This window comes from Klebsiella sp. P1954 (genome assembly GCF_018199955.1).
Classification (GTDB): Bacteria; Pseudomonadota; Gammaproteobacteria; order Enterobacterales; family Enterobacteriaceae; genus Klebsiella; species Klebsiella pneumoniae.
The window spans coordinates 3,609,399-3,631,036 of record NZ_CP073373.1 but is presented as its reverse complement, the minus strand read 5'-3'; the positions used below and the strand labels follow the sequence as shown (position 1 = coordinate 3,631,036).

Genomic DNA, 21,638 nt, shown 5'->3' with positions numbered 1-21,638 from the left:
ACCACCGGCTGCCCCGCGCTGGGGCAGCCCGCACCACGGCGGATCGCCCCGTCTATTGCCGCCAGGCAGAAAATCTCGTCAGCTCAGGAATAAAACGTGCCAATAGTGGCGCAATGAGATTAAATTTTACACAATTCGTCTTTTGCTTTGCATTTATCCCGATTTTCACCGCTTCTGCCGAACTGGCGTAATCCCTGCAATACTTAATCCAGTATCGTGTGATACGTCCGCCCCAGGAGCACATTTTGAACAGGTTACCTTCCAGCGCATCGGCTCTGGCCTGCAGCGCACACGCACTGAATCTCATTGAAAAGCGCACGCTTGATCATGAGGAAATGAAAGCACTTAACCAGGAGGTGAGAGAATACTTTAAAGAGCATGTGAATCCGGGGTTTTTAGAGTATCGAAAATCGGTCACAGCCGGCGGGGATTACGGAGCCGTAGAGTGGCAAGCGGGAGGGTTAAATACGCTTGTCGACACCCAGGGACAGGAGTTTATCGACTGCCTTGGTGGGTTTGGCATCTTCAATGTAGGGCACCGTAATCCAGTTGTGGTATCCGCCGTCGAGAATCAACTCGCGAAACAACCGCTTCACAGTCAGGAGCTGCTGGACCCGCTACGCGCGATGCTGGCGAAAACCCTGGCAGCCTTAACGCCCGGGAAACTAAAGTACAGTTTCTTCTGCAACAGCGGTACCGAATCGGTAGAGGCGGCCATCAAGCTGGCGAAAGCCTATCAGTCGCCGCGCGGTAAATTTACCTTCATCGCCACCAGCGGCGCGTTCCACGGTAAATCGCTGGGCGCGCTGTCGGCCACCGCCAAGTCGACCTTCCGCAAGCCGTTTATGCCGCTGCTGCCGGGCTTCCGCCACGTGCCGTTCGGCGATATCAACGCCATGCGCACCATGCTGAGCGAGTGCAAGAAAACCGGCGACGACGTCGCGGCGGTGATCCTCGAGCCGATTCAGGGCGAAGGGGGCGTGATCCTCCCGCCAACGGGGTATTTGCCGGCGGTGCGTAAACTGTGCGACGAGTTTGGCGCGTTGCTGATCCTCGACGAAGTGCAGACCGGCATGGGCCGCACCGGCAAGATGTTCGCCTGCGAGCATGAGAACGTCCAGCCGGACATTCTGTGTCTGGCGAAAGCGCTCGGCGGCGGTGTGATGCCGATCGGCGCGACGGTGGCGACGGAAGAGGTCTTCTCGGTGCTCTTCGATAACCCGTTCCTGCACACCACCACCTTCGGCGGCAACCCGTTGGCCTGTGCGGCGGCGCTGGCGACGATCAACGTGCTGCTGACGCAAAACCTGCCGGCGCAGGCGGCGCAGAAAGGCGATATGCTGCTGGACGGTTTCCGCCTGCTGGCGCAGGAGTATCCGGACCTGGTGAATGAAGTGCGCGGGAAAGGCATGCTGATGGCCATTGAGTTTGTCGATAACGAGATTGGCTACGACTTTGCCAGCGAGATGTTCAGACAGCGGGTGCTGGTCGCCGGGACGTTAAACAACGCCAAGACGATCCGCATTGAACCGCCGCTGACGCTCACCCTTGAGCAGTGCGAACAGGTGCTGAAGGCGGCGCGCAAGGCGCTGGCGGCCCTGCGCGTTTCGGTCGAAGAAGCGTAATAAAGTGTCCTTCACCCTCTCCCTCTGAGAGGGTGAAGGATAACCCTCACACCTGCGGTAACAGGCCGATAAAGCTGCGCTTCTGCCGCGGCTGCGACATCATCTCCTCCAGCTTTTCGACGCAGGCTAAATAGTGCGGCGTCTTCTTATGCGCCAGCACCGCCTCATCGTCTTTATAGGCTTCGTAGATAAAAAAGCGGGTTTTCACCTCGGGATCCTGCAGGACATCAAAGCGCAGGTTGCCTGGCTCCCGCAGCGCGCCCTCGTGGTTGGCGCGAAACACCTCGAGAAACTCATCCACCCGCTCGGGTTTAATATTGATCTCCACTAGCGTGACGTTCATTTCAGCTCTCCCTGTTTTTCTTCCTGCCAGAACTGATACGCTTCGCGCGCGTTCAGATTCTCATGCACCACCTTTTTCACCGCCTTCAGCATCGCGCGCGGGGCGCTGGACTGGAAGATGTTGCGCCCCATATCCACCCCGGACGCGCCCTGGTCGATCGCCCGCCAGCACATCTCCAGCGCCTCATGCTCCGGCAGTTTTTTACCGCCGGCGATAACGATCGGCACCGGACAGCTGGCGGTCACTTTTTCAAAGCCTTCCTCAACGAAATAGGTCTTCACAAACTGCGCCCCCATTTCGGCGGCAATCCGGCTGGCCAGCGAGAAGTAGCGCGCATCGCGGGTCATCTCTTTGCCGACGCCGGTAACCGCCAGGACCGGCATACCGTAGCGATTGCCGGCGTCCACCAGTTTGATGATGTTATTGATCGACTGATGTTCGTATTCGCTGCCGATATAGACCTGCGCCGCCACCGCGCATACGTTGAGCCGCAGCGCGTCTTCCATCGCCACCGCCACGCATTCGTTGGAGAGTTCGCTCAAAATCGAATTGCCGCCGGAGGCGCGGAGCACCACCGGCTTATTGGTGGCCGCCGGTACCTGGCTGCGCAGTACGCCGCGGGTGCACATCAGCACGTCGGTGTCGGCAAACAGCGGCGCAATCGACAGGTCGATACGCTCCAGCCCGGTGGTTGGCCCCTGGAAGTAGCCGTGATCGAAGGCCAGCATCACCGTGCGGTTGCTGTGCGGATTAAAGATGCGCGCCAGCCGCGACTGCATGCCCCAATCCAGCGAGCCGCAGCCTTTCAGGGTATACAGCGTATTCTGCTGCGGGCGGTCAATACCGAAGTCCTTCCCCTCTTTGATATCGTCTAAATCTGCCATCTCATCCTCCGTCAGAAGTCGTAGTTGTTGATGTTCTCTTTGCTGAACACCACGCGCTCCGGCAGCAGCACGATACCGTTGCCCTTCGCCTCATACTGGTAGCCCTGCACGCTGTTCGGTTCGACCTTCAGCGAGCCGATATCTTTCACCTCAACGCTGTCGCCCACGTTAAGATCGCCCTTTTTCAGCAATCGATCGGCGACGTTAACCGCAATTTTGCCCTGCTGAACCACATCCCACAGGCCGAACGCTTTCACCGTGCCGCGCTCAACGTACGGACGCATCACGTTCGGCGTACTAAAGCCGACAATCGCCACGCCCTGACGCTTGAGGTTCTCTGCCGCCTGCGCCGCCGCCGGCAGCGCATTGGCATCCGGCGCGATAATGGCGTCGAGATCCGGATAGGCTTTTAAGATCCCCTCGGCGGTTTGCAGCGATTTGGTGGCATCGTTATAGCCAAACTGGGTGGTGACGATTTGCCACTGCGGATGCTCTTTTTCGATTTTGGCTTTGGCTTCCTTCACCCACTGGTTCTGGTCGGTCACCGTCGGGCTGGAGTAGAAAAACGCGACTTTGGCGGCAGGTTTGCTGACCTGCTTTTCCGCCATCTCGACCAGCAGGCCGCCGAGCTGCTGCGGCGTGCCCTGGTTGATATAGATGCTGCGGCACTCCGGCCTGGTATCGGAATCCCAGGTCAGGACTTTCACCCCGCGCTGCATCGCCCGCTTCAGCGCCGGACACAGGCCGTCCGGCGAGACAGCGGAAACGATAATCGCGTTGTAGCCCTGGTTGACGAAGTTGTTGATAAGCTGCACCTGGCCGGAGACGCTGGGCTCGGTGGGACCGTCATAGGTGACATCCACGCCCAGCGCTTTCCCCGCCTCTTTCGCGCCGTTGCCGCCGCTGGTAAAGAAGCCGACGCCGACCAGCTTAGGAATAAAGGCGATGCGGTCCGCCGCCTGCGCGGTAACCACGCTCATCGCCAGCGCCAGCACGATCAGTTTTAATTTCATTTTATGCTCCGATTGTTTTATGCGAGAAAAGACGCCGCCAGGTCGCGCGCACCCATTCACGGTGCAGGCTCAGCGAACGCCCCATCACCACCACAACCAACAGCGCCCCTGACAGCGCGCTCGACACCTGGTTGGGGATGCCGACCATCTGTAAACCCTGTTGCAGATACCCCACCAGCAATGCCGCCAGCGCGGTACCCAGTATCGATCCCGAGCCGCCGTAAATATTGGCCCCGCCGAGCACCGCCGCGGTCAGCGCCGGCATCAGCAGGTCGCGGCCTAAATCCGAACGTGCCGAGCCGAAATAGGAGACCATCACCAGCGCCGCGACCGCCGAGGCGACGCCAACCAGGCCATACAGCACGTACGGGATGCCGTTCACCGACAGCGCGGCATAGCGCGCGGCGCGCGGGTTTTGCCCGAGTAAAAAGAGGTGGCGGCCAAAGCGCCCGCGATGGGTCAGCAGCCAGAAGAAAAAGGTGATAATCGCGAACAGCACCAGCGGCAGCGGCAGTCCGGCGAGGGTTAAATTGGCGAAGGCGGTGAAGCTATCGGGAAAACCGCCAATCCCCTCGTAACCGGTCGCGCCGGCCATCCCGGAAAGCAGCAGCGCGCCGCCGCCGTACAGATACAGCGTACCAAGCGTGATCACCAGCGGGCTGATGCCGGTGTAGTGGATCAGCGCGGCGTTGAATAACCCGCACAGCAGTCCCAAGAGCAACGTCAGCGATACCGCGAGCCACAGCGGCCAGCCCGCCTGGGTCATCACCCCGAGGGCGATGGCGCACAGGCCGATGGTCGAGCCCAGCGAAATATCGATCCCGCCGCTGATGATCACCAGCGTCAGCGGCAGCGCGACGATGCCGATGCAGATAAAGTCGCTGGTGCTAAAGAGCAGCATATTGAGATCCAGCATGCGCGGATTCAGCGCGCCGAACAGCAGGATCTCCACGATCAGCAACGCCAGCAGCGCGCTTTCCCAGTTAAGCTTCAGCTTCATTTAAGCCACCTCTTTGCTTTTGCGTTCGGGAAAGCGGGCAACCTGTTTCCCCCCTTTGTTACCGGGCTGGAAACGGCTGTACTTCAGCGCCCGCTGATGGCGGGCCAGCGCCTGACGCAGACGGCCATCGAGCACCAGCACGCCGAGCAGCACCAGGCCGGCGATAAAGTCGTTCCACCAGGCGGGAAGGCGGAACAGTACCAGTACGGTGTCAATTTGGGTGAGGAAAAAGGCGCCGAGAAACGCGCCAAGCAGCGTGCCGGTACCGCCGAGCAGCGAGATCCCGCCCAGCACGCAGGCGGCGATGGCTTTCATCTCCAGGCCGCTGCCGGTCTGATTAGGCACAAAACCAATCTGCGCGGCGAAGACGATCCCGGCGCAGGCCGCCAGCATACCGTTGAGGGTAAAGGCCAGCATCCGCGTGCGGTTGACCGCCACGCCCAGCTGGCGCGCGGCGGCGAGGTTATCGCCAACGGCGTAAAAATCACGACCAAAGGCGGTGCGCGACAGCAGCCAGCCGCCCGCCAGCAGCAGCGCCAGCACCAGCCAGCCCAGCGGCGACACGCCGATAAACGCGGGCTCCGAGAGCGATTTCAGGCTGTCGGGCAAGCCCTCGATCCATTTCCCGCCGGTCCACAGCAACATCACCCCGCGATACAACCCCAGCGTACCGAGCGTCGCGACGATCGCCGGGATGCGCAGCCCCACGACCAGCAGGCCGTTAAAAGCTCCGGCCAGCGCGCCAATCGCCAGCGCGAAGGCGATAGCCGTCGCCAACCCATAGCCGTTGTTCAGCGCCACGCCGACGGCGATGGCGCATAGCCCAACAGTCGAACCTACCGACACGTCAATATTGCGGGTCAGCATCACCAGGGTCGCGCCCAATGCCAGCAGGCAGAGGATTTGCGAGCTGGAGAAAATCATCGCCAGGGTCTGCAGGCTGAAATAGGCTGGATTGAGCGCCACCAGCACAACAAAGAGCGCCACGATGGCAAAGAAGGCGCTCAGTTCGCGATTCTTGAGTAACGTTTTCATGCCTGCCCTCCAAAGGCCAGGGTCATCATGCGATCGACGGTCACCGCCTGCCGCGCCAGCTCGCCGCTGTAGCGGCCCTGATGCATCACCAGCACCCGGTCGGCCAGGCCGATGAACTCATCCAGATCGGAGGAGATCATCAGCACTGCCACATTTTGCGCGGCGACGCTTTTCAGCAGCTGATAGATATCGGCGCGGGCGGAGACATCCACGCCGCGCGTCGGCTCATCGACAATTAGCAGCAGCGGGTTGGCCTCCAGACAGCGCGCCAGCAGCACCTTCTGCTGGTTACCGCCAGAGAGAGTGCGCACCGGCTGATCGCCATCGGCCAGCTTGATCCCCAGCGCCCGGTGATAGCGCTCAACCACCGCCGCCTCCCGTTTCCCCTGCTGCCACCACGACGGCTGATTGAACATCACCGTGTTCCAGCGCACCGGCGCATCAAGAAACAGCCCCGAGACCTGGCGGTCTTCCGGCAGATAGACCAGCCCGCTGGCCAGCCGGGCGCGGGTGCTGTCATTGCTAATCTCGCGATTCTCCAGCCAGATCCGCCCGGCGCGCGGTGGACGCAGGCCGTATAAGGTTTCGGCAAATTCGGTGCGCCCGGATCCCACCAGCCCGGCGAGGCCGACGATCTCCCCGGCGCGGATCTCCAGATTGAGATCGATAAAGCCTTCTCCGGTAAGATCCTCCACCCGCAGCACGGGAAAATCCTGCGCCTGGGTGCGGCGGTTGCCCGGCAGCGCCAGCCACAGCTTTTGCGTGTCGCTCAGCGTATGGTCGCGGCTGGCCGGCGTCATAGCGCTAATCAGTTGCTCATCGCGGTAAGTTGCGGTCTCGCCGCTCAGCACTACCGCCCCGTCGCGCATCACCGAAATATGGCTGGCAAGCTGGCGGATTTCGGGCAGTTTGTGCGAGATAAACACGATCCCCACGTCCAGCGCCTGTAACGCGCGGATCTGGCTAAACAACCTCTCCGTTTCCCCCGGGGTTAAAGAGGCGGTGGGTTCATCAAGGATCAGGATCCGCGCTTCGCGCATCAGGCCGCGCAGGATCTCGACCATCTGTTGATCGGCTACCTCGAGCGTGCTGGCGCTGGCGTCGAGGTTGATCTGGCAGTTCAGCTGCTGCAGTTTTTCCTGCAGTCGCGCGGTGGTATCCGCCCGCTTCGGCAAACGAAAGAGAATGTTCTCGCGCACGCTGAGGTTGGGAAACAGCATCGGCTCCTGCGGCACCAGATAGATGCCCAGCTGGTGGGCCAGCGCCGGGCTGAGGCGCGCAAACGCGCGGTCGCCGATCGTCAGTTCACCGCTATCCGGGGTTTCGACGCCGGCGATGATCTTCATCAGCGTCGATTTACCCGCGCCATTGCCTCCCATCAGGGCATGCACCTGGCCCGCGCATAGCGTAAAGTCGATGCCCTTCAGCACGGCAACGCCGGAGAACTGTTTGCGGATCTGGCGAGCTTCAAGCAGTGGCTTCATCGTCGCGCCTCGTTTGAACAAATGATTTTTAAATTTAATAATGTTCAAAAGCGTAGACGGTGAACTATATTTACAACCGTGCGAAGATCACAGTTTGGCGCTTTAGATCCTCAGGAAAAAATGGGCCAGCGATGAAAGATCCGTTTTGCCAGTCGGCTCACACTTTCCGGCCGCGCAATAGCGAACATATGATCTAAATTTTTATAAGAGTTCAATTTATGAGCGAAAAACGCATTACGGAAGAGAACCGCTACGCCGGGCTGGCGTTAGCCGAGGAAGAGCTGGTGGCGCGGGTGGCGTGGTGCTACTACCACGACGGCCTGACGCAAAATGACATCGGCGAGCGTTTGGGGCTGCCGCGGCTGAAGATTTCCCGCCTGCTGGAGAAAGGCCGTCAGTCCGGGGTGATCCGCGTGCAGATCAACTCGCGCTATGAGGGCTGTCTGGCACTGGAAAGTGAACTCCAGCAGCGTTTTGGCCTCAAGATTGCCCGCGTACTGCCGGCGCTCAACACCCCGCCGATGAATACCCGGCTGGGGATCGGCGCGGCGCAGTCGCTGATGGGTATTCTGCAGCCGGGTCAACTACTGGCGGTCGGCTTCGGCGAAGCCACCATGAGCTGCCTGCAGCATCTCAGCGGCTTTATCGGCTCGCAGCAGGTGCGGCTGGTGACCCTCTCCGGCGGCGTCGGCCCGTATATGACCGGTATCGGCCAGCTGGATGCCGCCTGCAGCGTCAGCATTATCCCGGCGCCGCTGCGGGTTTCTTCGGCGGAGGTCGCCGAGATCCTGCGCCGCGAGTCGAGCGTGCGCGACGTGATCCTCGCGGCGACGGCGGCGGACGCGGCGGTAGTCGGCATTGGCGCTATCGATCAGCGGCGCGACGCGACCATTCTGCGCTCCGGCTATATCAGCGAGGGCGAACAGCTGATGTACGCCCGCAAAGGCGCGGTCGGCGACATTTTAGGTTATTTCCTGCAGGCCGACGGCAGGCCGGTAGAAGGACTGGAGATCCATCGGGAACTCCTCGGCGTGACCCTTGATGAGCTGGCGCAGCTGCCGACCATCGTTGGCGTCGCCGGGGGAGAAGAAAAAGCGCAGGCGATTTATGCCGCTCTGATTGGCAAGCGCATTAATGGCCTGGTAACGGAAGAGACAACAGCACGCGCGGTACTCGCGCTGGCCTCCTGACGGCCAGGCGCCGCGCGACCACAGCGAGGCGCATGTCATGAGTTACCTGTTAGCGTTAGATGCCGGGACCGGCAGCATTCGGGCGGTCATTTTCGATCTTAATGGCCGTCAGCTGGCGGTAGGCCAGGCCGAATGGAAACACCTGAGCGTTGATAACGTCCCCGGCTCGATGGAGTTCGACCTTACCACCAACTGGCAGCTGGCCTGCCAGTGCATTCGCCAGGCGCTCGACGCCGCTCGGCTCTCTGCCGCCGATATTCAGTCCGTCGCCTGCTGTTCGATGCGCGAAGGCATCGTTCTCTATGACCGCAACGGCGAGGCCATCTGGGCCTGCGCCAACGTCGATGCCCGCGCCAGCCGCGAAGTGGCGGAGCTTAAGGAGATCCACGACTATCGCTTCGAATCCGAGGTATACGAGGTCTCGGGACAAACCCTGGCGCTCAGCGCCATGCCGCGCCTGCTGTGGCTGGCGCACCACCGCCCCGATATCTACCGCAAAGCGGCAACCATCACCATGATCAGCGACTGGCTGGCGGCGAAGCTTTCCGGCGAGCTGGCGGTCGACCCGTCAAACGCCGGCACCACCGGCATGCTCGATCTGTTCAGCCGCGACTGGCGTCCGGCGCTGCTGGATATGGCCGGGCTGCGCGCCGATATGCTGTCGCCGGTCAAAGAGACCGGTACCCTGCTGGGCGCCGTCACCGAAGCGGCGGCGCAGCAGAGCGGCCTGCGCGCCGGGACGCCGGTGGTGATGGGCGGCGGCGACGTCCAGCTCGGCTGCCTGGGCCTTGGGGTGGTGCGCGCCGGGCAAACCGCGGTACTCGGCGGCACTTTCTGGCAGCAGGTGGTCAACCTGCCGCAGGTGCGGACCGATCCGCAGATGAATATTCGCGTTAATCCTCACGTGATTCCCGGCATGGCGCAGGCGGAATCGATCAGCTTCTTTACCGGCCTGACCATGCGCTGGTTTCGCGACGCCTTCTGCGCTGAAGAAAAACTGATTGCCGAGCGGCTCGGCGTCGATGCCTATTCGCTGCTGGAGGAGATGGCCAGCCGCGTCCCCGCCGGTTCCCACGGCGTGATGCCTATTTTTTCCGACGCCATGCACTTTAAGCAGTGGTACCACGCCGCGCCGTCGTTTATTAACCTCTCCATCGATCCGGAGAAGTGCAATAAAGCGACCCTGTTCCGCGCGCTGGAAGAGAACGCGGCGATTGTCTCCGCCTGCAACCTCGCGCAGATCTCGCAGTTCTCCGGGGTGACATTCGACAGCCTGGTGTTTGCCGGCGGCGGCTCTAAAGGCGCGCTGTGGAGCCAGATCCTCAGCGACGTCACCGGCCTGCCGGTGCGGGTGCCGGTGGTCCGCGAAGCCACCGCGCTGGGCTGCGCCATCGCCGCCGGAACCGGCGCCGGATTGTATGGCGATATGGCCAGCACCGGAGAACGGTTAGTGAGCTGGCACCGCGAGTTCACCCCAAATCCGCAGCATCGCGAGCTGTATCAGGAGATGATGAGCAAGTGGCAGACGGTGTACGCCGATCAGCTTGGCCTTGTCGATAGCGGGCTGACAACGTCGATGTGGCAGGCGCCGGGTCTGGAACGCTGCCAGCGCGTTGCGTCTTCCCCCTCACCCTAACTACCGGTGCCGCTCCGCCTTTCCCCCCTCTCCCTTTGGGAGAGGGCCGGGGTGTGGGGCAACGCTTCGCCGTTCTTTGAATCCCATCACAATCACCGCACTCCCCTTTTCCCTTTTTCTCCACGATGGCTAAATTAGTAACTCATCCGACCACATAACAATAATTTTACATTGGAAGCCACTATGAGCCGCTATCCGTCGCTTTTCGCCCCGCTTGAGCTGGGCTTCACAACGCTCAAAAACCGCGTGTTGATGGGCTCAATGCACACCGGGCTCGAAGAGCTGCCGGACGGCGCGCAGCGGCTGGCGGCCTTTTACGCCGAGCGCGCCCGTCACGGCGTGGCGCTGATCGTCACCGGCGGCATCGCTCCGGCGCCCTCTGGCGTCACCATGGCCGGCGGCGCGGTACTCAACGACGCCAGCCATCTGGCGCATCATCGCCATATTACCGACGCGGTACATCAGGAAGGCGGCAAAATCGCTCTGCAGATCCTGCACACCGGCCGTTACAGCTACCAGCCCGCGCTGGTGGCCCCCTCGGCGCTACAGGCGCCGATCAACCGTTTTACCCCCCATGAACTGAGCCACGATGAGATCCTGACGCTGATCGATGATTTTGCCCACTGCGCCCAGCTGGCGCGCGAAGCGGGCTATGACGGCGTCGAGGTGATGGGCTCTGAGGGCTATCTGATTAACGAATTTCTCGCCGCGCGCACCAACCAGCGCGACGACCAATGGGGCGGCGATTATGCCAGGCGCATGCGTTTCGCCGTAGAGGTGGTTAAGGCGGTGCGCCAGCGCGCCGGCCACGATTTCATTATCATTTACCGTCTGTCGATGCTCGATCTGGTCAACGACGGCAGCACGCTGGCGGAAGTCACTGAACTGGCCAAAGCGATTGAAGCGGCGGGAGCGACCATCATCAACACCGGGATTGGCTGGCACGAAGCGCGCATTCCGACCATCGCCACGCCGGTACCGCGCGGAGCTTTCAGCTGGGTCACCCGCAAGCTGAAGGGCGCGGTGTCGATCCCGTTGATCACCACCAACCGCATTAACGATCCGCAGGTCGCGGAGGATATTCTCGCCCGCGGCGATGCCGATATGGTATCGATGGCCCGCCCGTTCCTTGCCGACGCCGAATTTATATCAAAAGCGCAGGACGATCGCGCCGATCAGATCAACACCTGCATAGGCTGCAATCAGGCGTGTCTCGATCGGATCTTCGTCGGCAAAGTCACCTCCTGTCTGGTCAACCCGCGCGCGTGTCATGAAACCCTGATGCCGGTCCTGCCTGCCAACGCGCCTAAACGGCTGGCGGTGGTCGGCGCCGGGCCTGCCGGTCTGGCCTTCGCCGTAAACGCTGCCGCCCGCGGTCATCACGTCACGTTGTTTGATGCGCTCCCGGAGATCGGCGGTCAGTTTAATATCGCCAAACAGATCCCCGGCAAAGAGGAGTTTCACGAGACGCTGCGTTACTACCGCACCATGCTCGATCTTCATGGTGTCGATCTACGCCTGAACACCCGCGTCACGACAGACGATCTGCTGGCGTTCGATGAGACGATCCTCGCCACCGGTATCGCCCCGCGCCTGCCGGCGATCGACGGGATCGATCATCCAAAAGTGCTGAGCTACCTTGATGTCTTGCGCGATAAAGCGCCGGTTGGCGCGAAGGTGGCGATTATCGGCTGCGGCGGCATCGGCTTCGACACCGCGATGTTTTTAAGCCAGTCGGGCGCGGCCACCAGCCAGGATATCGGCGAGTTCTGCCGCGAATGGGGTATCGATACCAGCCTGCAAACGGCGGGAGGGCTGAGTGCTGAAGGCCCGCAGCTGAGTAAAAGCCCGCGACAGATTGTGATGCTGCAGCGCAAAGCCAGCAAACCGGGCGAAGGGCTCGGCAAAACCACCGGCTGGATCCACCGCGCGACGCTGCTGGCGCGCGGGGTGAAAATGATCCCGGCGGTCAGCTATGAAAAGATCGATGATGAAGGGTTACATGTCACTATCGGCGGCGAGCGCCAACTGCTGGCGGTCGATCAGGTGGTGATCTGCGCCGGTCAGGAGCCGCGCCGCGAGCTGGCGGATCCGCTGCGCGCGGCGGGGAAAACGGTGCATCTCATCGGCGGTTGCGACGTGGCGGCGGAGCTGGATGCGCGTCGGGCGATTGCCCAGGGCACTAAACTGGCGCTGGCGATTTAGCCCTGTCCCGGGGGCGGCGCGATGCGCCTTCCCCGGGCTACCACGATAATCCCGCACGCTAGCCCGGCTAAGGCGACAGCCGCGAGCAGGGGGAAACCGCGACAAGAATCAGCGCTGCTTACGCACCTTGGTTGCTTTCAAAATGACAAACTTATTGTTCGTCGCAATCGTCGTGCAATTACCAAACGCACGCTTCAGCTTACGGAAGTAATCGAGGTGGCGGTTGCCGACGACGTACAGCTCGCCGCCGTATTTCAGGCTGCGGCGGGCATCGTTAAACATCTGCCAGGCGATATGGTCGGTAATGGCGTGCTGCTGATGGAACGGCGGATTACACAGGATCGCCGTAAAGCGGTCAGGCTCAATGCCGGAGAGCGAGTTGTTGACCATGAATTCACAGCGTGCGATATCGTCCGGCAGATTGCGCTCGACGTTCAACCGGCTGGAAGCCACCGCCATGTGCGACTCATCGGTGAACATCACGCTGGCGTTTGGATTTTGCGCCAGCGCCTGCAGGCCAATCACCCCATTGCCGCAGCCGAGATCGGCGATCTCGCCTTCTAGATCAGACGGTAAATGCTGCAAGAAGAAACGCGCGCCGATATCCAGCCCGCTGCGGGCAAAAACGTTGGCGTGGTTATGGATGGTCCACGGCGTGCCGTCCAGCTTCCAGCTGTAGGTTTGCGGCGCATCGGCAAGCTCAGGAGCGGTGAAAACGCAGTGGATCAAACGCGCTTTTTTCCACGCCAGCGAGGTGGTGGTGGTGCCGAGGATTTTTTCAAACAGCGCCAGCGTCGAGTTGTGCACATCACGGGCTTTCGCCGCGGCGATGATGCGGGTTTCCGGCGTGACTACTTCGCGCAGGGCGCGCAGCTGCTGTTCCAGCAGCGCCAGCTGTTTTGGCACCTTAATCAGCACCAGCGCCGGCGCGGCCGGTAGCGGGCTCAGGCTATCCTGAAAGCGCACGCTCTCTTCATCGATACCGTTCATCCGCAGGTTGTGGCGGGTCGCCAGCTCGGAAATAAAGGAGTCGTTGATGCTGACCGGGTTGCGATCCGCCAGCGCGCAGGCGAGCGCGCCGAAGCCGTCGTTGAAGATGAGCGTCAGGCCGTCGACGTCATTCACCTGTTGCAGCAGATATTCATCCGCCGCTTCCCATGCCTGAAGCGCTTCTTCTTCAGCGTTAGGTGGGAACCGCTCTAATGTGAATAACTCACCGTTTAACTCTGCCTGGCTCATCGCCTCTCCGCCTCCGGAATAGTAAAACCCGCGAGTTTATACGCAAATCCTGTCCAGTTGAAGAGAGATCGCTGATCATCGCCGCTCAGCGTAGATCGCCCTCGTCATCGGCTCGCAGCAGCGTTATCGACGCGCGGGCGCCGGGCATCAGCTGCTGCAGATAACCTACCAACCGCTCTCCCGCCTCATGCAGGGCCGACAACGGCATCGCCGGCAGGCTTTCGAGAATAAACCACATCGTCTGCGCGCCGCTGTCCAGCCGGGTGCGCACGCCCTGTCGCCAGTTCCAGCGTCGGCAGGTTACGCCTATATCATCCCGCCAGATGACTTCGCCCGGCTCCGGATATTCCACTACCGACTCTGCCGATTTTAGCGTATCGAATGGCTCATCGCCGCGGGCAATGGCCAGCCGCGGTTCGCCACGGTAGGCGGCCAGATTTTCCCCACCGACCGGGACGGCATAGCGAATGCTGATCGCGTTGTAGATATCCACCACCGGATCGATGGCCGGCAGGCTCCCCTCTTTCAGCACCCACTTGCGCAGCGCCTGCGCCGAACAGGGGGTACGTTTCGCCTTCGCGCCGAAGGCGCTGAACGCTTCATCCCATGCCGCCAGGTGCGCTTGCGCCCAGGGCACATCATCCTGCTGCACCGCCAGGCAGGCCTCGGCCAGCGCCTGCTCCGCGACGGCGGGATCGGCCACCGGCGCGCTCTCCACCACAATACTTAATGCCCGAAAGCCCGGCGCCAGGCGGCTGACCGCAGATTCGATTGACGGCGTTACGCTACGCATTCGATAATCCTGTAATGACCAATTTGTTTCATCATAGTGACCAATGAACGTAAAAGTCAATATAACGACCGATTCAGGATCTGATGTCGACCAGGTAAGTCGCGCCGTCGCCACGCGGCTGAAGGCCTACCGTAAAGCGAAAAAAATGTCGCTGGACGAGCTGTCGCGCCGGGCCAGCATCAGCAAAGGTATGCTGGTCGAGATGGAAAAAGAGGCCGCCAATCCCAGCATTGCGATCCTCTGCAAACTCGCCGCCGCGCTGGGCGTATCGGTAGCGGATATTGTCAATGTGGCAAGCGAACCCGCGTTGCATATTATTCCCGCCGAGCAGATCCCCACCCTCTGGCAAGGCCCGCTGGGGGGCAGCGCCAGGCTCCTCGCCGGCACCGCCGGGCCGAATATGATTGAGCTGTGGCGCTGGGAAATGCAGCCCGGCGAAGCCTTTGCCTCGCCCGGCCACCCGGCAACAACCTTCGAGCTGCTGCACGTGGAAGCCGGCGCGCTGACGCTGACGCTTGGCGAGACCTGCCGCACGGTGGCGGCCGGGGAATCGGCGGTGGCCCGCACCGAAATAGAGCACGGTTACCGCAATGAGGGTACCGCGCCGCTGGTCTTTACCATGACCGTGGCTGAACTGCCCTCCTGACAGACATAATGATAAGACGATGACAAAACTCATTTATTTACAGGGCTATCCTGAATCGCTGCTGGCGCAGGTGACCACGTTAATCGAGCAAGGCCGCCTCGGAGAGGTGCTGCAAAAGCGCTATCCGCAAGGGCACGACGTTAACAGCGATAAAGCGCTGTATCAGTACACCCAGGACTTGAAAAACCGCTTTCTGCGCGGCGCGGCGCCGATCAACAAAGTGATGTATGACAGTAAGATCCACGTGCTGAACAATGCGCTCGGCCTGCATACCGCCATTTCCCGCGTGCAGGGCGGTAAGCTGAAAGCTAAAGCGGAAATTCGCGTGGCGACGGTATTTCGCGACGCGCCGGAAGCCTTTCTGCGGATGATCGTGGTTCATGAACTGGCGCATCTGAAAGAGAAGGATCACAACAAGGCTTTCTATCAGCTGTGCTGCCATATGGAGCCGCAGTACCACCAGCTGGAGTTCGACACCCGCCTGTGGCTGACGCACCTTTCGTTAAATCGTTCTGCGTAGTGACGCACTGGTTTTGTCATGACGGCATGATAGAGTGGCGGCAGGTTCCCTTTAACGGAGTTCGTCAACGTTTATGATACGTTTCGCAGTTGTTGGCACAAACTGGATCACCAAGCAGTTTGTCGATGCCGCCCATGAAACCGGCAAATATAAACTTACCGCCATCTACTCCCGCAGCCTCGAACAGGCGCAAGCCTTCGCCAAAGACTATCCGGTCGAGCATCTGTTTACCTCGCTCGATGAACTGGCACAGAGCCCTGACGTTGACGCGGTCTATATTGCCAGCCCGAACTCGCTGCACTTTCCGCAGACCCGGCTGTTCCTGAGCCATAAGAAGCACGTCATTTGCGAAAAGCCGCTGGCGTCGAACCTGCAGGAAGTCGAGGCGGCGATAGCGCTGGCGAAAGAAAATAACGTGGTGCTGTTTGAAGCCTTTAAAACCGCCAGTCTGCCTAACTTTCTCCTACTGAAAGAAACGCTCGCTAAAGTGGGCAAACTACGCAAAGCCTTTATCAACTACTGTCAGTACTCCTCGCGCTATCAGCGCTACCTTGACGGCGAAAACCCCAACACCTTTAACCCGGCGTTCTCTAACGGTTCGATTATGGATATCGGCTTCTATTGCCTGGCGTCCGCTGTGGCGCTGTGGGGCGAGCCGCAGGCCGTTCTTGCCACCGCCAGCCTGCTGGACAGCGGCGTAGACGCCCAGGGCACCGTGGTGCTGAGCTATGGCGACTTCGACGTGACGCTGCATCACTCCAAAGTTAGCGATTCCGCGATCCCCAGTGAAATTCAGGGCGAAGACGGCGCGTTAGTGATCGAAAAAATCTCCGAATGTCAGAAGCTGGCGTTTGTGCCGCGCGGCGGTAAAGCCCAGGACCTGACGCAGCCCCAGCACATTAATACCATGCTGTATGAGGCGGAGACCTTTGCGCGGCTGGTGGAGACACAGGATGTGGATCACCCGGGCCTGGCGGTGAGCCGGATCACCGCCAAACTGTCCAGCGAAATTCGTCGCCAGACCGGGGTGATCTTCCCGGCCGATACGCAGCCGCTGGCGTAAAAGAGTGTAAAGGCCCGACCGGCCGCCATTGACGAAAACCGCCCTGTGACATATTTTGTTACGTGCAAAGGGGAGTAACTTCCTTGCCGGTTGATCGTCATTACGATGCGTGCAATACCGCATCCGGTCGCCGGGCAATAACCAAAGCCCATCGCGATGTACTTTGGTTGTTGTAAGTGAGACCTTGCCGGAAGGCGAGGTCTATGCATAAAAGCGCAGCGGCTGCCGTCTTCCGACGTCAGCCGTTTTGTTTTTATGTAAGGAATATCAAATGAATACTGTCGGCACGCCGTTGCTATGGGGTGGATTCGCTGTCGTTGTCGCGATCATGTTGGCAATCGACCTGCTGCTTCAGGGACGACGCGGTTCGCATAGCATGACCATGAAGCAGGCCGCTGGCTGGTCAATCCTCTGGGTCACGCTTTCTCTGCTGTTCAACGCCGCCTTCTGGTGGTATCTGGTGCAAACCCAGGGCCGGGCCGTCGCCGATCCGCAGGCCTTAGCCTTCCTCACCGGTTATCTGATTGAAAAAGCGCTGGCGGTCGATAACGTCTTCGTCTGGTTGATGCTGTTCAGCTATTTCGCCGTACCGCCTGCTCTGCAGCGCCGGGTGTTGGTGTATGGCGTACTGGGCGCGATCGTTCTGCGTACCATTATGATCTTCGCCGGCAGCTGGCTGATTTCGCAGTTCGACTGGCTGCTGTACGTCTTTGGCGCCTTCCTGCTGTTTACCGGCGTGAAGATGGCGCTGGCGAAAGAGGACGACTCCGGCATCGGCGATAAACCGCTGGTGCGCTGGATCCGCAGCCATCTGCGGATGACCGATAAAATCGAGAGCGAGCGCTTCTTCACCCGTAAAAACGGGGTGCTGTTCGCCACCCCGCTGCTGCTGGTGCTGATTCTGGTGGAACTGAGCGACGTGATTTTCGCCGTCGACAGTATCCCGGCAATCTTCGCGGTCACCACCGATCCGTTTATCGTGCTGACCTCGAACCTGTTCGCCATCCTCGGCCTGCGCGCCATGTACTTCCTGCTGGCGGGGGTCGCTGAGCGCTTCTCGATGCTCAAATACGGTCTGTCGGTGATCCTGGTGTTTATTGGCGTGAAGATGCTGATCGTCGACTTCTACCATATCCCGGTTGCCATCTCGCTGGGCGTGGTGGGCGGCATCCTGGCCGTCACGCTGCTGATTAACGCCTGGGTCAACAGGCAGCACGACAAGCAGCGCAAACTGCCAGAGTAATCTGCTACCGCGCCGTCGGCCCTCGCTGGCGGCGCGGTAATCAGCTATAGCAGACGTTCTCGTAACGAGAATACCTGCTCATGTCACAATTATGTTGCTACGCAGTTAAAAAATAAGATCCATATTAAAATCACAGTATTTTACGCTTCCCGCCAGTCTTTCTTTCCGTATACTCGACTATGCAAACATCTACTTACATCCTGACATAAACGTAAAAAATAATACGTGGCTGGGATGGCTTGCTACATCACTGGAAGGAATGAATTATGACAACACGCACTCCCTCATCAGGGTGGCTCTCCCGCCTGGCGCAAGGCAGCCTGGTGAAACAAATTTTAATCGGCCTGGTGCTTGGCGTACTGTTGGCGCTGGTCTCTAAGCCTGCGGCTATCGCCGTCGGTCTGCTGGGGACCCTGTTCGTCGGCGCGTTAAAAGCGGTAGCGCCGGTGCTGGTATTGATGCTTGTCATGGCCTCGATCGCCAACCATCAGCACGGACAAAAAACCAGTATACGCCCCATTCTGTTTCTCTATCTGCTGGGCACCTTTAGCGCGGCGCTGACCGCGGTGTTGTTCAGTTTTCTCTTTCCCTCGACCCTGCACTTAACCACCGCCGCCGACAGCATCACGCCGCCGTCGGGGATTGTTGAGGTGCTGCGCGGCCTGCTGATGAGCATGGTGTCCAACCCGATCGACGCTCTGCTGAACGCCAACTATATCGGCATTCTGGTGTGGGCGGTGGGGCTTGGTTTCGCCCTGCGTCATGGTAACGACACCACCAAAAACCTGATCAACGACGTCTCCCACGCGGTGACCTTTATCGTTAAAGTGGTGATCCGCTTTGCGCCGCTGGGGATCTTCGGCCTGGTATCTTCCACCCTGGCGACCACCGGTTTCGAGACCCTGTGGGGCTATGCCCAGCTGCTGCTGGTGCTGGTGGGCTGTATGCTGCTGGTAGCGCTGGTGATTAACCCGCTGCTGGTGTTCTGGAAGATCCGCCGCAACCCCTATCCGCTGGTGCTCACCTGCCTGCGCGAAAGCGGCGTTTACGCGTTCTTCACCCGCAGTTCCGCCGCCAACATTCCAGTGAATATGGCGCTGTGCGAGAAGCTGAATCTGGATCGCGATACCTATTCGGTCTCTATTCCACTGGGGGCGACCATCAATATGGCAGGCGCGGCAATCACCATCACCGTGCTGACGCTGGCGGCGGTGCATACGCTGAATATTCCGGTGGATCTGCCGACGGCGCTGCTGCTGAGCGTGGTCGCTTCGCTGTGCGCCTGCGGCGCCTCCGGCGTGGCGGGCGGCTCGCTGCTGCTGATCCCGCTGGCCTGTAATATGTTTGGGATCCCGAACGATGTGGCGATGCAAGTGGTTGCCGTTGGCTTTATTATCGGCGTGCTGCAGGACTCCTGCGAAACCGCGCTGAACTCCTCCACCGACGCCCTGTTTACCGCCGCGGCCTGCATGGCGGAAGACGACCAGCTGGCGAAAAACGCCCTGCGCGGATAACGCCTTTCCCCTCCGCTATCGGGCGGAGGGGCTCTCTTCCTGTACTGCGTTTTCAACCTTAAACGGATCGATACCGCGCTTTTGCATCCGGCGGAAGCGAATGATGTTCAGCCCGTTGACGATCAGGAAACTGCCTTCTATCAGCGTCCCGCCAATGGAACCCAACCACAGATTATGCGTGACCCAGCAGGCGGTGGAGCACCACATCACGCAGCGGACGGTTAGCCCTTTGCAGCGAAACAGCGCCCAGGTGCTGGCGACGGTGCCAATGATCGGCAGCAGCTCCATGGCATGCTGCAGTTTACCCAGGCCGAGAATCAACGTCAGGAGGATAAAGACTGTCATCACCCACAGGCTACGGGTGCGTAAGGAAATGACCGTGCGAAGCGCATTGAGCCCGGCGCTCATTCCAGCCGGCCCGGCGCCCTTCAGGAAAAAATGAACGCCGATAATAGCGCTATAGACCGCCAGCTGTAGCCTGAAACGGCGTTCATCGCGGTTGATAAAGGTGGTAATGCCGATAAGAAAGGCGATGACGCCGACCCCCTGGGCCAGCCAATACGCGGTCATGTAAGCTCCCTGACTGAAAAAAACAAACGGCGCTTCACTGGCTGAAACGCCGCTGTTACGAGCCCGATGGCGCAACGCTATCAGGCCGATACACAAACCAAGCCTCTGGGCGCCAACGCAAATACGCCTTTACAGGGTAACACCGCTTTTAAAGATGGCCAGCTCGCGGAAGTCATTCTGCTCATTACAGGTCGGTTTACCGTTGGCGAAGGCTACAATGGCATCCACAAACTCTTCCAGCAGCTGCGGCATCGTTTTGCCGTGGAGCAGCTGCCCGGCATCAAAGTCGATCCAGTGCTTTTTCTTCGCCGCCAGCTCGCTGTTGGTGGCGATCTTCACCGTTGGCACAAAGCCGCCGTACGGCGTGCCGCGACCGGTGCTGAACAGCACCATATGGCAGCCGGCGCCGGCCAGCGCGCTGGTGGCGACCGCGTCGTTGCCCGGCGCGCTCAGTAAATTCAGACCATGAACCTTCAGGCGCTCGCCGTAGCGCAGAACATCCACCACCTGGCTGGAGCCCGCTTTCTGAGTACAGCCCAGCGACTTATCTTCGAGAGTAGTGATCCCTCCGGCCTTATTACCCGGCGAGGGGTTTTCGTAAATAGGCTGGTCGTGAGCAATAAAGTACTGCTTAAAGTCATTGACCATGGTCACCAGCTTGTCGAAGGTCGCTTCGTCGCGGCAGTGGCTCATCAGCAACTGTTCAGCGCCGAACATCTCCGGCACTTCGGTCAGCACGGTAGTGCCGCCGTTGGCGATCACATAGTCTGAGAAGCGGCCCAGCATCGGATTAGCGGTAATGCCCGACAGGCCGTCCGATCCCCCGCACTCGAGGCCAAACTTCAGCTCGCTGAGCTTGCCCGGCTGGCGTTTATCCTGACGCATCACTTCATACAGCTGATGCAGATGCTCAACCCCCGCCTCCACTTCATCGTCCTGATGCTGGCAAACCATAAAGTGCACGCGCTGCGGGTCAAACTCGCCCAGCGTCTCGCGAAAGGCCTCCACTTGGTTGTTTTCACAGCCAAGGCCAACCACCAGCACCGCCCCGGCGTTCGGGTGACGAACCATATTTTGCAGCATGGTGCGAGTGTTGATGTGATCGTCCCCAAGCTGCGAGCAGCCATAGGTGTGGCTGAAGAGATGTACCCCATCGATATCCTCAGCGCCATACGTCTCTTTCAGGAAACGGTTCTGCATTTGTCTGGCCATCGCGTTGACGCAGCCGACGGTCGGCAGGATCCACAGCTCATTGCGCACGCCGACGTCACCGTTGGCGCGACGATAAATCTGTACTTCGCGATCCGCAGGCTGTGGCGGTTGGGCAACCAGGTCCGGTTGATAGCGATACGCGTCAAGGTCGCTGAGATTGGTGCGCGTATTGTGCGCATGAACATGCTCGCCCGGCGCGATATCCGCCAGCGCATGGCCAATCGGCAACCCGTACTTAACGACGTTTTCCCCTTTCGCGATAGCGCGCAGTGCAAACTTGTGGCCGCGAACGATATCCTGGCCGAGGGTGACCGAGTCATTATCAATCGTCACCACGCTACCGGCAGCGATATCCGTCAGCGCGACCGCGACGTTATCCTGCGAATGGATTTTGATGTATTGCATATCAACCGACCTCTGGCC

19 protein-coding genes are annotated in these 21,638 nt (G+C 60.2%); 9 read left to right on the top strand and 10 right to left on the bottom strand.

Annotated elements, in window-relative coordinates; translation table 11 throughout:
- Window positions 1-245: 245 nt before the first annotated feature.
- Window positions 246-1,625, top strand: coding sequence for a putrescine aminotransferase (gene ygjG / locus KB890_RS17425; protein ID WP_004174227.1), 1,380 nt, complete (start codon window positions 246-248; stop codon window positions 1,623-1,625).
- 46 nt (window positions 1,626-1,671) lie between these two features.
- On the opposite strand, the gene lsrG is transcribed toward ygjG, so the two are convergent.
- Genes lsrG through lsrA form a run of 6 tightly spaced genes read right to left on the bottom strand, consistent with a single transcriptional unit; the run spans window position 1,672 to window position 7,384 of the window.
- Window positions 1,672-1,968 carry a (4S)-4-hydroxy-5-phosphonooxypentane-2,3-dione isomerase gene (gene lsrG / locus KB890_RS17420; protein ID WP_004181386.1) on the bottom strand — a complete coding sequence of 99 codons (297 nt, stop codon included), beginning with the start codon at window positions 1,966-1,968 and terminating at the stop codon, window positions 1,672-1,674.
- The gene (gene lsrF, locus KB890_RS17415) at window positions 1,965-2,852 is read right to left on the bottom strand and encodes a 3-hydroxy-5-phosphonooxypentane-2,4-dione thiolase (protein WP_002917724.1); all 888 of its coding nucleotides are present in this window, start codon (window positions 2,850-2,852) and stop codon (window positions 1,965-1,967) included. The genes lsrG and lsrF overlap by 4 nt, the downstream gene beginning before the upstream one ends.
- 11 nt (window positions 2,853-2,863) lie before the next feature.
- Complete coding sequence (lsrB, locus tag KB890_RS17410; RefSeq protein WP_004181388.1) at window positions 2,864-3,865, bottom strand: autoinducer 2 ABC transporter substrate-binding protein LsrB; 1,002 nt, start codon at window positions 3,863-3,865, stop codon at window positions 2,864-2,866.
- A gap of 1 nt (window position 3,866) precedes the next feature.
- Entirely contained in the window at window positions 3,867-4,865 is a 999-nt protein-coding gene (lsrD, locus tag KB890_RS17405; RefSeq protein WP_002917727.1) for an autoinducer 2 ABC transporter permease LsrD, read from the bottom strand.
- Window positions 4,866-5,900 carry an autoinducer 2 ABC transporter permease LsrC gene (lsrC, locus tag KB890_RS17400; RefSeq protein ID WP_004181392.1) on the bottom strand — a complete coding sequence of 345 codons (1,035 nt, stop codon included), beginning with the start codon at window positions 5,898-5,900 and terminating at the stop codon, window positions 4,866-4,868.
- Window positions 5,897-7,384, bottom strand: a complete 1,488-nt coding sequence (gene lsrA / locus KB890_RS17395) for an autoinducer 2 ABC transporter ATP-binding protein LsrA (RefSeq protein ID WP_004181393.1) — start codon at window positions 7,382-7,384, stop codon at window positions 5,897-5,899. The genes lsrC and lsrA overlap by 4 nt, the downstream gene beginning before the upstream one ends.
- A 218-nt stretch (window positions 7,385-7,602) precedes the next feature.
- Between lsrA and lsrR the strand changes: the two genes are divergently transcribed.
- From lsrR to KB890_RS17380, 3 genes are all read left to right on the top strand, one after another.
- Complete coding sequence (lsrR, locus tag KB890_RS17390) at window positions 7,603-8,574, top strand: transcriptional regulator LsrR (protein ID WP_004150933.1); 972 nt, start codon at window positions 7,603-7,605, stop codon at window positions 8,572-8,574.
- Between the two features lie 37 nt (window positions 8,575-8,611).
- The gene (gene lsrK / locus KB890_RS17385; protein WP_004181394.1) at window positions 8,612-10,210 is read left to right on the top strand and encodes an autoinducer-2 kinase; all 1,599 of its coding nucleotides are present in this window, start codon (window positions 8,612-8,614) and stop codon (window positions 10,208-10,210) included.
- Window positions 10,211-10,393: 183 nt separating this feature from the next.
- The gene (locus tag KB890_RS17380) at window positions 10,394-12,415 is read left to right on the top strand and encodes an NADPH-dependent 2,4-dienoyl-CoA reductase (protein WP_004181395.1); all 2,022 of its coding nucleotides are present in this window, start codon (window positions 10,394-10,396) and stop codon (window positions 12,413-12,415) included.
- Between the two features lie 108 nt (window positions 12,416-12,523).
- Here the strand turns inward: KB890_RS17380 and rlmG are convergent, their stop codons facing one another.
- Both rlmG and KB890_RS17370 read right to left on the bottom strand, forming a co-directional pair.
- Window positions 12,524-13,654: a 23S rRNA (guanine(1835)-N(2))-methyltransferase RlmG gene (gene rlmG / locus KB890_RS17375; RefSeq protein WP_004181396.1), complete on the bottom strand. Its 1,131-nt coding sequence runs from the start codon at window positions 13,652-13,654 to the stop codon at window positions 12,524-12,526.
- Between the two features lie 85 nt (window positions 13,655-13,739).
- A complete protein-coding gene (locus tag KB890_RS17370; RefSeq protein ID WP_094932903.1) occupies window positions 13,740-14,447 on the bottom strand; it encodes a B3/B4 domain-containing protein in 708 nt (235 codons plus the stop codon).
- Window positions 14,448-14,490: 43 nt separating this feature from the next.
- Here KB890_RS17370 and KB890_RS17365 point away from each other — a divergent pair, with 43 nt between their 5' ends.
- The 5 genes from KB890_RS17365 to sstT all read left to right on the top strand — a co-directional run bounded on the left by KB890_RS17365 (window position 14,491) and on the right by sstT (window position 19,433).
- Entirely contained in the window at window positions 14,491-15,093 is a 603-nt protein-coding gene (locus KB890_RS17365) for a helix-turn-helix domain-containing protein (RefSeq protein WP_004144842.1), read from the top strand.
- Window positions 15,094-15,112: 19 nt separating this feature from the next.
- On the top strand, window positions 15,113-15,613 hold the full coding sequence (locus KB890_RS17360) for a M48 metallopeptidase family protein (RefSeq protein WP_004144843.1): 501 nt from the start codon (window positions 15,113-15,115) through the stop codon (window positions 15,611-15,613).
- A gap of 73 nt (window positions 15,614-15,686) precedes the next feature.
- Window positions 15,687-16,676: a Gfo/Idh/MocA family protein gene (locus KB890_RS17355; protein WP_004181399.1), complete on the top strand. Its 990-nt coding sequence runs from the start codon at window positions 15,687-15,689 to the stop codon at window positions 16,674-16,676.
- Between the two features lie 271 nt (window positions 16,677-16,947).
- Window positions 16,948-17,919, top strand: a complete 972-nt coding sequence (locus tag KB890_RS17350; protein ID WP_004144845.1) for a TerC family protein — start codon at window positions 16,948-16,950, stop codon at window positions 17,917-17,919.
- Window positions 17,920-18,185: 266 nt separating this feature from the next.
- Entirely contained in the window at window positions 18,186-19,433 is a 1,248-nt protein-coding gene (gene sstT / locus KB890_RS17345; RefSeq protein ID WP_002917895.1) for a serine/threonine transporter SstT, read from the top strand.
- A 15-nt stretch (window positions 19,434-19,448) separates the two neighbouring features.
- On the opposite strand, the gene KB890_RS17340 is transcribed toward sstT, so the two are convergent.
- Both KB890_RS17340 and KB890_RS17335 read right to left on the bottom strand, forming a co-directional pair.
- A complete protein-coding gene (locus KB890_RS17340; protein ID WP_020324488.1) occupies window positions 19,449-20,003 on the bottom strand; it encodes a YgjV family protein in 555 nt (184 codons plus the stop codon).
- A gap of 129 nt (window positions 20,004-20,132) precedes the next feature.
- Complete coding sequence (locus KB890_RS17335) at window positions 20,133-21,620, bottom strand: UxaA family hydrolase (RefSeq protein ID WP_002917898.1); 1,488 nt, start codon at window positions 21,618-21,620, stop codon at window positions 20,133-20,135.
- Window positions 21,621-21,638 lie beyond the last annotated feature (18 nt).

What these genes read in the sequence shown, in the direction of transcription:
- lsrF (WP_002917724.1), bottom strand. Translation starts at nt 2,852, where the DNA reads ATGGCAGATTTAGACGATATCAAAGAGGGGAAGGACTTCGGTATTGAC.
- lsrR (WP_004150933.1), top strand. Translation starts at nt 7,603, where the DNA reads ATGAGCGAAAAACGCATTACGGAAGAGAACCGCTACGCCGGGCTGGCG.
- lsrG (WP_004181386.1), bottom strand. Translation starts at nt 1,968, where the DNA reads ATGAACGTCACGCTAGTGGAGATCAATATTAAACCCGAGCGGGTGGAT.
- lsrB (WP_004181388.1), bottom strand. Translation starts at nt 3,865, where the DNA reads ATGAAATTAAAACTGATCGTGCTGGCGCTGGCGATGAGCGTGGTTACC.
- lsrD (WP_002917727.1), bottom strand. Translation starts at nt 4,865, where the DNA reads ATGAAGCTGAAGCTTAACTGGGAAAGCGCGCTGCTGGCGTTGCTGATC.
- KB890_RS17365 (WP_004144842.1), top strand. Translation starts at nt 14,491, where the DNA reads ATGAACGTAAAAGTCAATATAACGACCGATTCAGGATCTGATGTCGAC.
- KB890_RS17360 (WP_004144843.1), top strand. Translation starts at nt 15,113, where the DNA reads ATGACAAAACTCATTTATTTACAGGGCTATCCTGAATCGCTGCTGGCG.
- KB890_RS17370 (WP_094932903.1), bottom strand. Translation starts at nt 14,447, where the DNA reads ATGCGTAGCGTAACGCCGTCAATCGAATCTGCGGTCAGCCGCCTGGCG.
- KB890_RS17340 (WP_020324488.1), bottom strand. Translation starts at nt 20,003, where the DNA reads ATGACCGCGTATTGGCTGGCCCAGGGGGTCGGCGTCATCGCCTTTCTT.
- KB890_RS17350 (WP_004144845.1), top strand. Translation starts at nt 16,948, where the DNA reads ATGAATACTGTCGGCACGCCGTTGCTATGGGGTGGATTCGCTGTCGTT.
- lsrK (WP_004181394.1), top strand. Translation starts at nt 8,612, where the DNA reads ATGAGTTACCTGTTAGCGTTAGATGCCGGGACCGGCAGCATTCGGGCG.
- KB890_RS17335 (WP_002917898.1), bottom strand. Translation starts at nt 21,620, where the DNA reads ATGCAATACATCAAAATCCATTCGCAGGATAACGTCGCGGTCGCGCTG.
- sstT (WP_002917895.1), top strand. Translation starts at nt 18,186, where the DNA reads ATGACAACACGCACTCCCTCATCAGGGTGGCTCTCCCGCCTGGCGCAA.
- lsrC (WP_004181392.1), bottom strand. Translation starts at nt 5,900, where the DNA reads ATGAAAACGTTACTCAAGAATCGCGAACTGAGCGCCTTCTTTGCCATC.
- KB890_RS17380 (WP_004181395.1), top strand. Translation starts at nt 10,394, where the DNA reads ATGAGCCGCTATCCGTCGCTTTTCGCCCCGCTTGAGCTGGGCTTCACA.
- lsrA (WP_004181393.1), bottom strand. Translation starts at nt 7,384, where the DNA reads ATGAAGCCACTGCTTGAAGCTCGCCAGATCCGCAAACAGTTCTCCGGC.
- rlmG (WP_004181396.1), bottom strand. Translation starts at nt 13,654, where the DNA reads ATGAGCCAGGCAGAGTTAAACGGTGAGTTATTCACATTAGAGCGGTTC.
- KB890_RS17355 (WP_004181399.1), top strand. Translation starts at nt 15,687, where the DNA reads ATGATACGTTTCGCAGTTGTTGGCACAAACTGGATCACCAAGCAGTTT.